This is a genomic window from Desulfovibrio mangrovi, assembly GCF_026230175.1.
Lineage (GTDB): Bacteria > Desulfobacterota > Desulfovibrionia > Desulfovibrionales > Desulfovibrionaceae > Halodesulfovibrio > Halodesulfovibrio mangrovi.
This window is the reverse complement of sequence record NZ_CP104208.1, coordinates 2,898,905-2,913,987: the sequence shown is the minus strand read 5'-3', so window position 1 is coordinate 2,913,987 and position 15,083 is coordinate 2,898,905. Positions and strand designations below refer to the sequence as shown.

The following is a 15,083-nucleotide window of genomic DNA, read 5'->3' as shown; positions in this document are numbered from 1 at the left end:
TATGTCGGCGATTTCCAAATCGCACTAACCGTTGATATACCTCGTTTCCGGGGTAACTAACCCACGGTTTCGGAAGAGTCTGACCCTTCAGCAAGGTCTTGCTCTTCCGAGAACTGACAGATCAGGGAGCCTTTGCAGGCTCCCTTTTTTGTTTGCCGGTAGTGGCGTGGCGGTGGGGGGGCGAAGATATCCGGCAATGCGAGGGGCAAGCGCACGCCGCCATTGCGGTCCATTTGCTGTGGGTATCAGCTGATTATTAGCCGGATATCAGCAGTTCGCGGATGGTTCTGATGTCTGCCTCGACGATTGTCCGGAAGCTTTCTCAGGCTCCTTGCTTGTTCGCCGTGTCGCCACGGCAATGCCCAGCAGCACGGCGGTGCAGCCTGCCAGATGCTGCCAGCGTATGGGGGTATCCAGCAGCAGACCCGCAAGGAACATGGCGGAAAGGGGCATGATGCCAGTGTATACGCCGGCCTCGGAGCCGCGGACATGCGCCACGCCGGAAAACCACAACAGATAGGCCCCAACGGTTATGCCGAGGGCATACCAGATCAGCACCAGCCACGCGGTGTGCGTAAAGCTGCCCAGTCCGCCGGAAAACAGTTCCGTAATACCCTGCGGCGCAAACTGCACTGTGCCGAAAACGCAGAGCATGGTTGAGACCGCAAGTGGTGAAACAGGGCGCTGCATGCGCTTGCCCAGCAGCAGGAACAGCGATTCCGCCATGACCGCGCCAATGATCAGAAAGGTGCCCAGCAGTGCCGAGAAGGAGCCTGCAAGGTCTGAGAACGAAAAGGCATGCATGAGCTCTGGCGCGGTACCTGCCTGCGGTGTGGGCACATGCAGGAGCGCAATGCCGGATGCAGCCAGACATACAGAAAGGGCGGCGTTGCGGGTAAACGGTTCGCGCAGCACAATGCTGGAAACGAGCAGGGCGCAGGCAGGGCCGGTTGCGGTGATGATGCCTGCGGTTGCGGGATCGGTGTAGCGCAATCCTTCCAGAAGCAGGGTGTTGAACAGGAATCCGCCGCAGGCAGCCTGCGCGAACATGATGCCGTAATCCCGCAAGGAGCATTGCGGCAGCCCGCCTTCTTTCCAGTACAGAATGGTGACCATTACGGCGGACGCCATGCAGAACCGCAGCCACAGCGAAGCATACACGGGCAGGGTGACAGTGACATATTTACCCGTAACCACGGAAGATCCGACTATGATCATGGCCAGCGCCAGCGAAAGGCGGGGCCAAAACCGCGAAACGGTTGCGGAAGGCGCAGTTGCGGTGCGTTCAGGGGGGACAACCTCGTTGTTCTTGCGAATTGCTGTGCGGGACATCACTGAGGACTGTTGTCTACCGGTGGCGCAAGGGAGAGGCTCAGGCTCTTCCGCGCCGGTTCGTTGCCGGGAACGGGAGCCTGATGTGAGGGGTGAATCCGTGTTCGGGGCAGAAACGGCCGGATGGTCGCCGGAATGATTGCCTGAGGCGGCGGTGTCGGCACCGGGACGCAGGGCGCTGCCGAAGCAGCGAAGGGAAACGGGCATGGGGAACCTCCTTTGGATGAGGCAGCCATCATGCATGTTACCGCGTCAGCGTTCTTGGACAATCTTGCGGTATGCCCCGGGGGGAAGGCCAAGGACCTTCTTGAAATGGCGGGTCAGGTGGCTCTGATCGCTGAAGCCGCAGGAAAGCGCCACGTCTGCCAGCGGCTCGTCCGTGCCGAGCAGGTCGCGGGCCGCTGTGATACGGCGTTGCATGAGATAGGCGTGCGGGGGCAGGCCCGTGGTGCGCTGGAAAACGCGGGACAGATGGAAGGGGCTGAGGCCCGTATGGGCCGCAAGAGCCTCCAGGCGAACGTCGGTCGTGTAGTGGGCGTCCAGATATTCGCGGGCCATGCGGACGCTCCGCGGGTCCTTTCCCGCTCGGGGCAGGCGTGCCGTGGCATCGCCATGCATGCGTATCCAACGCGTGAGCAGGGCCAGCAGGCGTTCTTCTTGCTCAAGGGACGGCATGCAGTCCCCTTCGCTCTCCATGTCCGCATGCAGGCTCAAGAGTCCGCCCGCCAGCAGCGGATCCTGCAGCACGCCCGCGTTGAAGGCGGGCAGGGCATCATTCCTGCGCCCGGCCTCCATGGCCGCGCGTTGCATGATCTCCGGAGCCAGATACAGCATGCGGTAGGCCCAGCCGCGTTCATCCGCCCCATGACCGTCATGCACCTCTCCCGGAATAACCAGATTCAGCGAGCCGCTGGGGGCCACATGGTCGCGGCCCAGATAGCGGAAGGCCAGCGCCCCGTGCACGATTACCCCGAGTGCGTAGCCGTCATGCGCATGGCGCGTGAAGCTGTGCGTGAGGTAGCGGGCACGCAAGGTCTCAAGGCCCGCCACGCGACGGCTGGCGTGGTATTGGATTTCCTCCCTTGCCTGCGGAGCAGGAGATGTGGTGCGCTGTGCGGACGTTGTATTCTGCGGGTTGGCCATGCGTTCAGGTAGTCATTTCAGGACAGTTGGCAATGTCCGGGTGAGTGAAAGAGCCTCCGAAGGGCCGTGGTCCGCCGGAGGCATTGCGACATCAGTTACGCCAGCGGAATCCGAAGCTCCGTGAGCAGGTCTTCGGGGGCCGTGGTTTCGGGATTGTTCAGATATACTTCCACGCTCGGCTCCATGGCCATTTCACGACCGGAGGAAGGAATCCACTGGCCGTAGACGGCGGCGTAGGACTTGAAGAGATTCTCGTAGGGTCCCTTGTGCACTGCAGTGACATATTCGCCGGAGCGGATGGTGATTTCGGCTGCGGGGCCGTCAACCGTGGCGCCCTCAGGCAGGTCGATGCAGGCGTCGTAGCGGATTTTGGAAGGCTCGGTCACGGCGGGGTCGTCGTGGCAGATGCCGAAGAACATGGTCTTCTCGGTGAGCAGGCCTTTGGGGAAGGCCCACTCGCACAAGGTTTTCCACGCCCCGCAGCACTCGTTGTAGGGGCCAACATGGCGGACTGCCGCTACGCGGATGGCGGGAATTGTGCGAATTTCCACATTCAGGCCCAGCGCTTCGGGGCTGAATTCGCTGTTGTCGGGCATGAGATACTCCTTCAGGTACGGGTTGGACGGGGCGAGCCGGCAACCGCTTTTGCGGTACTGCGCGGGGCTGCTGCCGAAACGCGCCTTGAAGGCGCGGGTGAAGGCTTCCTGCGACTCGTAACCGGACTCCAGCGCCACTTCCAGCACAGGGCGTTCCGTGAACGCCAGCATGGTGGAAGCCCGCTCCAGCCGAAGCCTGCGGATGTATGCCTTGACCGATTCACCCACCATACCGGTGAAGACGCGGTGAAAGTGAAATGGAGAGAGGTAGGCTATGCCCGCCAGCGTATCCAATGCGAGAGCATTGTCCGTGGCGGTGCTTCCTTCATGGCCTGAAGGCGCATTGATGCATTCTTCCATATGCAGAAGCACCCGCAGAATCCGTTGCCTGTAACTTGTGTTTCGCATGCTGTTTCCGGTGTTGCTGAAGCCTTGTGATTGGATACGGCTACAACATTACAGGAATGCTGTCTTGATCATTCTTGCTGTTTTACATTTGCGCGGAAGAGCGGGTGCACTCAGGAATGATGCACAACAGGCGACCAGTCGGGTTCCGGCGGGTTGCTCAGGGCATCACGGCAGCGTTCCAGATAGAGCGCGGCCAGACGGTCGTCGGTATTGACGCTTTGCAACATGGAAAAGCGCTGGAACGCGGCATGGAACTGCATGCTTCTGTATTCAGCCATGGCTGTTTCCCATTCGGCCAGAGCGTCGTCCGTCTGGATCGGGGGGCAGGTGGTGCCGTCCGCAAGCGGGATGCGGGTGCCGAGAAGCTCGAATATCTGCACGGGGTCTGTGGTACCCCGCGGACTGGCGATGTCTACGGAGCGGAACACAAACGCGGAGCGGGCCTTTTCCTCTATGCTGCCGCTGACGAGAATGCCCGTGCCGTATAATTTGTTCAGCCCTTCAAGGCGCGAGGCAATGTTTACGGCAGCGCCAATGGCTGTGTAGTTCATGCGGTCAGATGTGCCCACGTTGCCCACGATGCATTCCCCGGCGTGCAGCCCGAAGCGGGTGACCATGGTGTTTCTTCCTTCGGCCTGCCACTGGGCATTCTGCTCCTTCAGCGCGGTCTGGCAGCGCAAGGCTGCTTCGCAGGCGCGAAGGGCATGATCTTCCTGTGGCAGTGGCGCGTTCCAGAAGGCCATCATGCCGTCACCGATGTATTTGTCGATGGTGCCGCCGGATTCCAGAACAGGGGTGCCCAGCACCTGGAAGTAGCGGGACATCTTGAGCATCAGGGTTTCGGCCTTCGCATGTTCGGACAGGCGCGTGAAGTCGGCAACGTCGGAGAACAGCAGGCTAAGCTCCCTTCGCTCTCCCCCGAGCACGGGCTCGATGCCGGAAAGCACGAACTGTCGGACAAGAGCCTTGGGCAGGTAGCGGGTGAAGGCACCAAGCGTGTGCCGCATGGTGTCGAAGGCGGTGGTCAGTTCCGCAACCTCCTTGATGCGGGAACGGATGACCGTTTTGCTGCCGAGCCGGAAGTGCCTGATTTCGTCCATTTCGTCCGCAAGAAGGGTCAGCGGGTTTGATATGCGCCGCGAGAGATACAGGAGCAGGGGAATGATGCACAGCATCACAGTCGTAGCGAAAAACAGACTTTCCAGACGGATCTGGTCAAGAATTCTGGTGTAGTTGTGTAGCGGTACGGCAACGGCAACATATTCCTTCCGTTCTGCAAGTCCGGTTTGGTCGGGCAGCGGGGTGACGCGGGCAATCCATTCTTCGCCCTGCACCGTGAAGGTGTTGTGCAGGTATTCCCCTTGCTGGCGGAACAGGGAATACGCTTTCGCGGCTACCGGATCGTCAAACGAATCCAGCATGACGGGGCTGACCTCGTGCGTGGCAACACCCGCCCGGGGAGGATGGCGGTGCACGACCTTGTGTGGGTCGGGGTAGCCTGTGAGGGTTCCGTCTTCCGTGAAGAGAAACACGAGGCCTTTAGTGTTTGTCTCCTGTTGCTGCAGAAACTGCGAGATGGAATGAACCGTCATGTCCACGGCGAATACGCCGGGGTGCTCTCCTCCGAAACGACGCGCCACGGTGAACCCCAGCTCTCTGCCGGGAGCGAATACGTAGTAGCCGGTCTGAATGATTTCGTGCGAGGTCAGGGCTCTTGTATACCACGGCCTGACGCGGGGATCATACTCGGTCACCCGTTCTGCGGTGTTGCCGATGACCGAATGGTCTTCAGCCAGCCATACCCAGGATTCCACGTGTACCGGCGTGTGCAGGGTGGCGTCATTCAGGTGTTCTGTCCGTATGTTGTGCAGGCCGAAAAGAGCGTTGTCCGGGGCTGTCAGTCCCTGGCGAAGCTCTGCCTCCCCGTCAATGAAGGAGATGACCTCGAAGAATTCTCCGCTGTCATACCCTGCATATATGGACGTGAGCTGCGGGTATCTTTTGAGAATATTCAGCAGCAGCTGAACCTCCTGCATCTGGGGGGAAAGTGCTGCCGGCGGTTCGTCCGTAAGCTGGGTATTGGTTGTGCCAAGCATGGCGACCGTGGAGTAGGCCGGATCAAGCAGCCTGCTGGATTCAAGGATGACCTTGTCGCACTGCTTGCTCAACTGGATGTCCGCCATCTGGTGTGCCGCCACCTCGTCCATGTAGGCGTTGTATCCCGCCACGGAGGTCGTGATGGAGAGTGCAACGGCAAAAAACATAACAAAGATGATGACGCGAAGGGATGATGTCTTGCCGGTGTGCATGGTCGGTCCTTATCAGTAATATGCCGTCTGGATGAGGCTGCTTTGACTATACGCCATCCGCAGGTTTGCAGCAACGTTGCCTGAGTGTGAGGTTCATTTTGTTCTAGCGTGGCTGGCGATTGCGGGGGTAGGGAGGGGTGAACTGGAGCGGGTTGCGGAAAAATCGGAGCGGTGTTGCGGTGATGATGTGTGCTGCTGTTTCAGGTTGATACGGCACAGACGGCAGACAGGCCGGGCAGCCGGCAATGAAAGCGGAATCGTCATGGCGTGTGCGCCGGTACGGAGGAAGGATATGCAGGAAATAGCGTGGGATGATTTCGAGCGGGTAGAGTTGCGTGTTGGTGTGGTGATCAGGGCCGAGGTATTCGCAGAAGCCCGCAAGCCTGCCTACAAGCTGTGGATAGATTTCGGACCGGAGATCGGCGAGCGCAAGAGCAGCGCGCAGATCACACAGCATTATACGCCGGAGGAACTGGCGGGCAGGCAGGTTATTGCGGTGGTGAACTTTCCCCGCAAGCAGATAGGCCCCTTCATGTCCGAGTGTCTGGTAACGGGCTTTGCGGACGAGAACGGACATATCGTGCTGGCCGTGCCGGATAAGGAGGTGCCTCTCGGGGCCAAGCTGTGCTGATACTGCGAAAAATGATTGCAATGTGAGCGTCTTTGCGAGTATTGATTTTCACAAAATTGTAGCATTCATGAGTAAGACGACTCGCTGCTTGCTGAAATCAATACGGTTCAAGGAGATATCCATGGAAAGACGCGCATTTCTGAAAAAGGCCGGTCTCGGTCTCGCCGCAGGCGCTGCGGTTGCAGCGCAGGCCCCTGCCGTGCTCGCGGGTAAGAAATTCGTATGGCGTATGGTCACCTCGTGGCCTCCCGGCATGCCCATTCTGCAGACCGGCGCACAGCGCTTTGCCGAACTGGTGAAGGAGATGTCCGACGGCGACCTGACCATCGAAGTCAGCGCCGGTGGTGAACTGGTTCCCCCGCTGGAAGTCTTCGACGCCGTATCGCAGGGCATGGTGCAGTGTTACCACTCCGCTTCCTACTACTGGGCGGGCAAGCACCCCGCCACCCAGTGGTTCACCTCCGTTCCCTTCGGCATGAACTCCGGCGGTTACAACGCATGGTTCAATGCCGGTGACGGCCTGAAGCTGTGGGAAGAGCTTTACGACAAGTTCAATCTTGTGCCCCGTCCGCTCGGCGCAACCAGCTTCCAGATGGGCGGCTGGTTCAACAAGAAGATTGAAAAGGTGGAAGACCTGCACGGCCTGAAGCTGCGCTTCCCCGGTCTGGCAGGCAAGGTATACGGCAAGCTCGGCGCATCGGTTGTGCTGCTGCCCGGTTCCGAGGTGTACACCTCGCTTGAGCGTGGCGTCATCGACGGTACCGATTGGGTCGGCCCGCACCTCGACAAGCGCGCTGGTCTGAACCGCGTTGCCAAGTTCTACATGTTCCCCGGCTGGCAGGAACCCACCGGCTACACCGAAGTGGTCTTCAACAAGGCTGCCTATGCCCAGCTGCCCGCAGACCTGAAGGCCATTCTGGACGGCGCGGCCGCCAAGATGACTCAGATCATGCTCGCCGAGTTCGACATGGAGAACGCCAAGGCGCTCATCGAACTGAAGGCCGACAAGAACCTTCAGATCGTGCCCTTCCCCGACACCGTGCTCGACACCTTCCGCGAGACGGCAAAGCAGGTGCTGGAAGAAGAAGCCGACAAGGACCCCATGGCACGCAAGATCCACGACAACTACAAGGCCTTCATGGCGCAGTGGAAGGAGTGGACCGACGTGACCGAGAAGGTCTACTACAGCTCCATGCTGAAGTAGTCATTCCGGACAGGAAAAGAGAGAGCGCGCTTCTGACTATACGGTCGGGAGCGCGTTTTTTTATCCATTCCCCCGCTCGAACTCCCGTACCGCAACCTTCTCAGCCCGCAGGCGTTCCGCAAGCAGATCGCAGGCGGCGCGGGGCTGGCAGGTGGTGCCGCAGGTAAAGATGTCTGCAGCGGCGTATCCGGCTTCGGGCCAGGTGTGGATGGAGATATGCGATTCGGCCAGCAGGCCGAGGGCGGTGACGCCCTGCGGAGAGAAGGCGTGGCTGGTGAGGGAGAGCAGCGTGGAGCCTGCGGCGGCAGCGGCGTCCGTAATGGCCTGCCGGATGAAAGCCTCATTGTTCAGCAGGGGGGCGGGGCAGCCGGTCAGTTCCAGCAGGCAGTGGGTTCCGGTAACGGTCTGGGGCACGGTGCGTCTCTTGGTCTGAAGTGCGTATTGCGGTCTCGGGGCGGCTTCACGCAGCGCGCCTGATCCCGCGTGGGTTGTGATGCCACGCATCGGCACGGGAGGCAACCTCGGGATGACTCTGAGAAACCGTGACCTTACAACGCACAATAATTGACGGGATGACGGGCTTGCGTGCTATGAGGGGGGGATGGCCCACGGACGAAGGCGTATACATCGACCAGACATCGGCCAGATATCGGCCAGGCATCGACGGGCGATGCTGCCATGGAAAGCCCGCTATGGGGGGGTATCCCCCTGCGGGCCGTAGGCGGACTTCAGGCATGCACGGGCGCGCGCCGGTCTGCCAAGGGCGGGAGGCGTTGTGTCCCTCCGCTCAGGAATCGCAACCTGCGTATGCCATACTCCCGAAGGGTAGAGCTTTACCTTTGTAGTCAGGCACGGTAGATAATCACGGGGAATCGGCAAGGGAGACGTTTGGGTATACTCAGCAACAATCCGGCGGGAATATGATTGCGCATCTCCGGACTATGCTTGGCGTTGTGCTGTGCGGCGTGCTGTGCCTTGGATTTGCCTCTGCGGGGCATGCACAGAATGCAAAGCGGGTTTTCATTCTGCACAGTTACGAGCTGGAGCACGTTTGCGGCGGACCACAGCATGTGGGTGTGCTGCGGGGGCTTGCAGAAGGAGGGTTCACCGAAGGGGTGAACCTCGTGGCGATGGCCTTTGCCATGGATACCAAGCGGGTGAACAACACCCCGGAACTCATGCGCAGGCAGGCTGAGGCGGCGCAGGAAGCCATTGCAGCCTACAAGCCGGACGTGCTGGTCACGCTGGATGACAACGCCTTCCGCATGGTCGGACTCGCGTATGCGAATACGGACCTGCCCGTTGTCTTTTCCGGGCTGAACGTGCGTCCGGAGAAGTATGCCGAGAAGGTGCCGTGGCTGGATACGCGTGAGCAGCCCGGCCACAACATTACCGGCGTGTTGGAAAAGCTGCACACGCTCAAGGCACTCAAGGTGCAGCGCAGCATTTTGAAAAAGCTGGATATGGTGTATGTCATTGCGGATAATTCACCAACCGGCGAGGCGGCTCTGACCCAGTTCCGCGAGGAAATGGCTTCCGAGCCTCACGATTTTTTGTGGCGGCACATGGTGACGGACAGCTGGGAAGAGTATCAGCAGCTGATGCTTGCTGCCTGCACCGATCCGGAGATCGACACCATCTACCCCATGGCGTTGCTGCTCAAGGACGCCAAGGGCAAGACCTATACTGCGCCGGAGGTGCTGCGCTGGACCACCAAGGTGTGCCGCAAGCCCAGCATTCCCATCAACTACTCCTTTGTGAAGCTCGGCGTGATGGGCGGCGTGGGTGTTGATTTTGAGCACATGGGCATTCAGACAGGAAGAATCGTGGCCCGCATTCTCAACGGAGAGAAACCAGGCGACATTGGCCTGCAGCAGGCGGAACGGTACGCACTTGTTTTCAATCTGGCCCGTGCCAAGGAACTGGGCATCGTCATTCCTGAAGATATACTGCTGGCTGCGGACTACGTATACTCTGAGTAATTATTCGGATGTGCATTCTGTATGCTGAATCGTAATACATCGAGATCGGTGACCTCGCTCATCATCATGGCAACCGTGGGGCTGGTCTTCGTGTGCGCCCTCGCGTTGCTGGGCGTGATGCAGTATACGTATTCCGGCTCAATGTACCGTCAGTTTCAGGACCGTGTCGGGGCGGAGGCCAAGCAGCTCGGCCAATACTATTTTCGTGCCGTGGGCGAGGCCCAGCGCCAGTTGGACGCCCTTGGCGAAGACAACTCCATCCGCGTGACCCTGCAGCTGGGGGTGGAGTACCAGATGCGTGAACGGCTGGCCGCCTTTGCCGCGGCAGCGCCGGACATGCTGTTCTTTCTCCGGTCCACTGACTCGCAGCGGCTGTATTCGGCATCGGACGCATCCATTCCCATTGAGGCGCATGAGTTCTCCATGCAGCCCTCTCCGCAGACCAGCCGTCTTTCCCTGACCTCTGAAGGGCGTTTCTACGTTGCCTCCACCAGACAGATACGCAACCGTTCGCAGATAGTAGGCACTGCGGTTGGCATGTATTTCTTCCGCCCCCCTGCAGAAGGGGTGCTGCTGGACAAGACCGACTACTCCCTGCTTGTTCTTCATCTCGGCGCGTTTCGCGATCTGCAGACCGGCAGGCCGGTTGCGCTGCGATACACCTCCGGCACCACGGACAAGGGAGTGCCGCAGCCCTGCGAAGTGAACGGGCGTGAAGGGCTGCTGGCGGCCACGGGCTTTGAGGGCATGTATTATTTTGCCTCCTCCGCCCCGTTAGAGGAACTGAAGCGTTCCAACCTTGCCAACAACGTCGTTGTTCTGCTGTTCACAGGTCTGCTGTGTTCCATACTCGCCTACATCATCGGCATGCGCATCACGGGGCCGTTGCGGGCCCTTTCAGAGAGCGCCCGCAGCATTTCGCTCGGAGAGGCGCGTCTGGCTCTGCCTGACGGCCCTTCGCCCATTTCCGAAGTAAACGATGTGCTGTACGCACTGGACGCCATGCTCCTCAACCTGCGCAAGGCTGAAGAGCTGGCGCGCTATCAGCTGCTGTTTGAAGAAGTCATGGATGCCATTGTCATCTACGACCTCGACGGCAGAATTCTTGAATGCAACGGGCAGGCTCTCGACCTCATGGGCACGGACAGAGCCCGTATGCTCTCATTGTCCATGCAGGATCTGGTAGGGCAGGAATACGGCCAGAAGATGTGGCAGATGCTTGAGATGCTGCGCAAGACGCCTTCGGGCAACTCATTGGCGAAACGGCAGTTCGAGATGCGTATCGTGCCGGTGGAAGGGGATGTCTTCCATGCGGAAATGCACATCCGCAAACTCAGGTATCAGGATCAGGATGCCGTCCTGTGCGTCATCCGCGATATTTCCACCCGTCTTGCCGCGGAAAACGCTCTGCGCAAGGCCATGCAGGATGCCGAGGACGCCAACCGCGCCAAGAGTGGTTTCCTTGCCTCCATGAGCCATGAAATCCGCACCCCCATGCATTCCGTGCTGGGCTTTGTGGACATGCTTGAAACCTCCGGGCTGAACGACGAGCAGCGCCGGTATCTGGAGATGCTTCGCGGATCGGGCGAACTGCTGCTCGATCTGATCAACGACATTCTGGATTTCTCCAAGATCGAGGCTGGGCATATCGAGCTTGAGCATATTCCCTTCAGTCTGGAAGGCCTGTTCGAGCGCGTGTTCTCCATGACCGGCGTGCAGGCGGCGCAGAAGGGGCTGGAAACCATCCTCTACTTTGCGCCGGATGTGCCGGAAAAGGTGGTGGGCGATCCCAACAAGCTGCAGCAGATTCTGCTGAACCTGCTCAGCAACTCGCTCAAGTTCACTTCGCTCGGGCACGTTATCACCACCGTGCATGTGCGCCAGAGGACGGGCGGCAGCGTGACGCTGGAAATCTCCGTCAAGGATACGGGCATCGGCATTCCCATCATCAAGCAGCAGAGCATTTTCGAGGTCTTCACGCAGGCGGACAGTTCCACGGCGCGCAAGTACGGCGGCACCGGTCTGGGCCTTGCCATCACCAAACGCCTTGTGGAGTACCTCGGCGGCACTATCAGCGTGGAAAGCCGTCCCGGGCATGGGGCGACCTTCACCTTTACCTGTGTGCTACCCCTGCCGGAAGGCGCTGTCCGGCTGGCAGAGGAGACAAGCCCGCCCTTGCTTGCAGGCAAACGGTTGCTGCTGGTGGACGACAACCCCGTCACCCTGCACTATCTGGTGCTGACGCTGGCCAACCATGGGGCAGAAGTTGTTGAGGCGTTCTCCGTACAGGAGGCGCAGAACCATCTGGAGCAGCAGAATGGTTCAGGTGCAACCGGTTTTGACGGTATCATCATGGGCAGCGACCTGCCTGAGCTCGACGGTGTTTCCGCGCACAGGCAGATGCTGAAGCGATTCGGCGCGCAACTGCCTCCCACCCTGCTGTATATGGATTCCTCGCATTCGGCACAGGGCGGCAAGACTTTGCCGCAGAACGCGTTGCCCATGCTGGCCAAGCCTGCCGTTCCGGGCAGGCTGGTAAGCGTTGTGGATGCCCTGCTGAATGAAACTCTGGCGGCAGACATGAAGCTGAAGCCGGAGGAAGGGGATATCATCGAAGATACCGTTCTTTCCGGCAGGGTGCTGATTGCCGAGGACTCCAGCGCAAACCGTATGCTCATGGGCTTCTATCTCAAGGATTCGCCCTTCACCTTCGACTACGCCGAAGACGGCAACGAGGCTGTTGCCAAGTTCCGTGCCGGTATTTTCGATATGGTGATCATGGACATCCAGATGCCCGGCATGGACGGCTATGCCGCCACGCAGGCCATCCGTGATTTCGAGGTGGAAAGCGGCAGGCAGCCTGTGCCGATTATCGCTCTGACCGCAAACGCCTACGCGGAAGATCGCGAGAAGTGCCTTGCGGCGGGCTGTAGCGACTACCTGACCAAGCCCGCCAAGAAGCAGGACGTGCTGGACAAACTGAAGCAGCACATGGCCCGCTGACCCCTCCTCATCTGCAACTGATCGGTCCGGTGCTGAACCGCGCCGCACAACTCCTTACCGCTCCATTCTTCTGAAACAGGTTACATACCCTCGTGGGGATGTTCCGGCAGTTCTGTGTTGCTGCAGCTATTTCCGGGCGCGGTTCAGTGATGTGCCCGTGACAACAAACGCCCCCCTGCAAGGTATGCAGGGGGGCGTTTTGCATCAATACAGAGGGAAAGCGATGCGTCTAGTTGGCAAGGCTCTCGGGATAGGGCCAGCCGTCCTGTCCGCCTTCCAGAATAAGCAGGCGGCTTTCGGCAATGCCCTTTTCTTTCAGGTACTCATAGGTACGCTCGGCACCGCCCTTGCCGCGGGGGCAGACGATGACGACCGGAGCTGCGTCCTTGCTGATTTCGCCCAGAAAGGCATCCAGCTTGGCCTTGTCTTCAGCGGATTTCACGGGATACGCGCAGGACTGCATGGCCCCGGGCAGGTGGTGCTTGGCGTAGGCGTCTGCCACCTGAATGTCCAGAACATGCATGGGGGCCTTGTGCTCAAGGTTGGCCTTCACCTGTTCCGGCGCGATGTAATTGTAGCTGCCGGCAAAGGCGCTGCCGGTCAGCAGGAGCACGCAGGCTGCAAGGGCAAGGGCGATGGATAGAATCTGTCTATGCATTGGGGGTCTCCAGATAGAAAATATTAATAATATACAAGAATATCAGATAGTTATTTCTGGTGCAATGCATGAAAAATGTCAGTGGTTGCCAACATGGTCTGCGGTTGCTTGCGGGCGGGGGGCAGGGCGTTGGAAAGCGGGAAGGGGCAGCGGGGCTGTGGGGCACCGGAAAAGGGCTTGGCAGCACGTCTGGCTGCTGCGGGGAGAGGGCCGTTAGAAGCGGTATGCGTGGGTCATGGCCCGGTCTGCCTGCGTCAGGGCAGGTAGCGGCGGCAGGTGAGCAGTCTGGACTGCCAGTAGTTCTTGCGCAGCGATTCTTCCCGCACCACATGGCCGGATTTGGGGCTGTGCACGAAATACCCGTTGCCCGAGTATATGCCGGAATGCAGGCCCTTCTCGGAGATGCGGAAGACGATTACATCCCCCTGTCGCGGGGCTGCGCAGTCGGTCGCGCGTCCTGCCTTTCGCTGGGCGTCGGTGGTGCGGGGCACGGCATAGCCGTTTTCGTTGTAGGCCCACCACACCAGTCCTGAGCAGTCGAATCCTTCGGCGGGGTTGCATCCGCCGAAATGGTAGCTTGTGCCAATGGCAGCTTTGGCGCTCTGCACGATGGCGGCTTCATGCCGCGTGGGTGGCGGGCCGCTGTCGTGGTGCGTGCTTGCGGTGTTACGGGAACCGCAGCCCGCCAAGGTCAGCGGCAGGAGCAGGCAGAGGAGAAGGGAGGCGAGAAATGCCCGGGAGCAGGGTGTTGCACGGGAATGGCCGGACATGGGGCCGGTCCGGGCAGGGCGCCCCTTCAGACAGGGAGAGAAGGGCGTATGGCGGTGAATGACCATGGCAACCTCGCGCGGCGGAATCCAACGTTCGTACAGTGCTTAACATCCTCGGCTAATGCATGTACTACAGCAGTATAGGGCACTTCGCCAAGAGGACATTGCATGGACAGACAGAGCCTTGAGCAACTGCTTGCGGAACGCAAGCTCCCTGAATCGCTTCTCCATACCTTGCCACCCCGTCTTGCAGGGGTGTTCTGGCGTGTGGCGCAGCTTGCGGAAGAGGCCGGTGCTCTGATTCTGCGTTATTACAGCGAGCCTGCGGAGGTGTCCTACAAGGATGACGAATCGCCCGTCACCACTGCGGATGAGGCAGCCAATGATCTAATTCTGGCCGGTCTTTCCCGCCTCCTGCCCGAGATTCCGGTCATTTCGGAAGAGGGCGGTCTGCCACCGTATGAGGAACGTTCGGAATGGCCCTGCTATTTTCTGGTGGACCCTCTGGACGGCACCAAGGGCTTTATCCGTCGCAATGCCCAGTTTACCGTGAATATTGCCTACATGGAGAATCACAGGCCCGTGGCAGGCATCATCCACGTCCCTCTGAAGGGAAGCACCTATCTTGGTGTGACCGGCGTGGGCGCCTACCGCATCGGGGACGGAGAGGTTCCCGTGCAGGACATCCGCACCAGCCGCGTTGAGGAAGGGGAGGCGCCCGTAGTGCTGCAGAGCAATGTGGATAAAACCCCCAGACTGGACGCCTACATGGGCGATGCCCCCCATACCCGCCTGCGCGTGGGCAGTTCCTACAAGTTTTGCCTGCTGGCTGAAGGCCGGGCCCAGCTTTTTCCCTGCCTGCACGCCACGTGGGAATGGGATACCGCCGCAGGGCAGGCCTTGCTTGAGGCGGCGGGCGGTTCCCTTTGCGGTTTTGAGGGCGAGCCTTTCCTCTACGGCAAGCCGGATCTGCTGAACGGCTGGTTCGTGGCCCGTGCCTGAGGAGGCATAACCACCTATATTTCCTCGTTTCAATGACCTTCAATC

Annotated in this window: 12 protein-coding genes; 5 read left to right on the top strand and 7 right to left on the bottom strand. The window is 59.9% G+C overall.

The window, feature by feature from the left end; genetic code table 11:
• Positions 1 to 267: 267 nt before the first annotated feature.
• The 4 genes from N1030_RS13105 to N1030_RS13090 all read right to left on the bottom strand — a co-directional run bounded on the left by N1030_RS13105 (position 268) and on the right by N1030_RS13090 (position 5,788).
• Positions 268 to 1,539 (bottom strand): DMT family transporter, encoded by a 1,272-nt coding sequence (locus N1030_RS13105; protein ID WP_265825923.1) that lies wholly within the window; start codon positions 1,537 to 1,539, stop codon positions 268 to 270.
• 45 nt (positions 1,540 to 1,584) lie between these two features.
• The gene (locus N1030_RS13100; protein ID WP_265825922.1) at positions 1,585 to 2,475 is read right to left on the bottom strand and encodes an AraC family transcriptional regulator; all 891 of its coding nucleotides are present in this window, start codon (positions 2,473 to 2,475) and stop codon (positions 1,585 to 1,587) included.
• A gap of 95 nt (positions 2,476 to 2,570) precedes the next feature.
• Positions 2,571 to 3,479: an AraC family transcriptional regulator gene (locus N1030_RS13095; RefSeq protein WP_265825921.1), complete on the bottom strand. Its 909-nt coding sequence runs from the start codon at positions 3,477 to 3,479 to the stop codon at positions 2,571 to 2,573.
• A gap of 110 nt (positions 3,480 to 3,589) precedes the next feature.
• Positions 3,590 to 5,788, bottom strand: a complete 2,199-nt coding sequence (locus tag N1030_RS13090) for an adenylate/guanylate cyclase domain-containing protein (RefSeq protein ID WP_265825920.1) — start codon at positions 5,786 to 5,788, stop codon at positions 3,590 to 3,592.
• 292 nt (positions 5,789 to 6,080) lie between these two features.
• On the opposite strand from N1030_RS13090, the gene N1030_RS13085 reads away from it, so the two are divergent.
• Together N1030_RS13085 and N1030_RS13080 are read left to right on the top strand one after the other, a co-directional pair.
• On the top strand, positions 6,081 to 6,419 hold the full coding sequence (locus N1030_RS13085) for a tRNA-binding protein (RefSeq protein WP_265825919.1): 339 nt from the start codon (positions 6,081 to 6,083) through the stop codon (positions 6,417 to 6,419).
• A 121-nt stretch (positions 6,420 to 6,540) separates the two neighbouring features.
• Entirely contained in the window at positions 6,541 to 7,623 is a 1,083-nt protein-coding gene (locus tag N1030_RS13080; protein ID WP_265825918.1) for a TRAP transporter substrate-binding protein, read from the top strand.
• Between the two features lie 60 nt (positions 7,624 to 7,683).
• Here the strand turns inward: N1030_RS13080 and speD are convergent, their stop codons facing one another.
• Positions 7,684 to 8,127 (bottom strand): adenosylmethionine decarboxylase, encoded by a 444-nt coding sequence (speD, locus tag N1030_RS13075; RefSeq protein WP_265825917.1) that lies wholly within the window; start codon positions 8,125 to 8,127, stop codon positions 7,684 to 7,686.
• 416 nt (positions 8,128 to 8,543) lie between these two features.
• On the opposite strand from speD, the gene N1030_RS13070 reads away from it, so the two are divergent.
• Positions 8,544 to 9,605 (top strand): ABC transporter substrate-binding protein, encoded by a 1,062-nt coding sequence (locus N1030_RS13070; RefSeq protein ID WP_265825916.1) that lies wholly within the window; start codon positions 8,544 to 8,546, stop codon positions 9,603 to 9,605.
• A 21-nt stretch (positions 9,606 to 9,626) separates the two neighbouring features.
• Positions 9,627 to 12,608, top strand: a complete 2,982-nt coding sequence (locus N1030_RS13065) for a hybrid sensor histidine kinase/response regulator (RefSeq protein ID WP_265825915.1) — start codon at positions 9,627 to 9,629, stop codon at positions 12,606 to 12,608.
• A 229-nt stretch (positions 12,609 to 12,837) separates the two neighbouring features.
• On the opposite strand, the gene N1030_RS13060 is transcribed toward N1030_RS13065, so the two are convergent.
• Both N1030_RS13060 and N1030_RS13055 read right to left on the bottom strand, forming a co-directional pair.
• A complete protein-coding gene (locus tag N1030_RS13060; protein ID WP_265825914.1) occupies positions 12,838 to 13,266 on the bottom strand; it encodes a rhodanese-like domain-containing protein in 429 nt (142 codons plus the stop codon).
• Positions 13,267 to 13,520: 254 nt separating this feature from the next.
• Positions 13,521 to 14,102 (bottom strand): C40 family peptidase, encoded by a 582-nt coding sequence (locus N1030_RS13055; RefSeq protein ID WP_265825913.1) that lies wholly within the window; start codon positions 14,100 to 14,102, stop codon positions 13,521 to 13,523.
• A gap of 102 nt (positions 14,103 to 14,204) precedes the next feature.
• On the opposite strand from N1030_RS13055, the gene cysQ reads away from it, so the two are divergent.
• The gene (gene cysQ, locus N1030_RS13050; RefSeq protein ID WP_265825912.1) at positions 14,205 to 15,038 is read left to right on the top strand and encodes a 3'(2'),5'-bisphosphate nucleotidase CysQ; all 834 of its coding nucleotides are present in this window, start codon (positions 14,205 to 14,207) and stop codon (positions 15,036 to 15,038) included.
• The last annotated feature ends 45 nt before the right edge of the window (positions 15,039 to 15,083 follow it).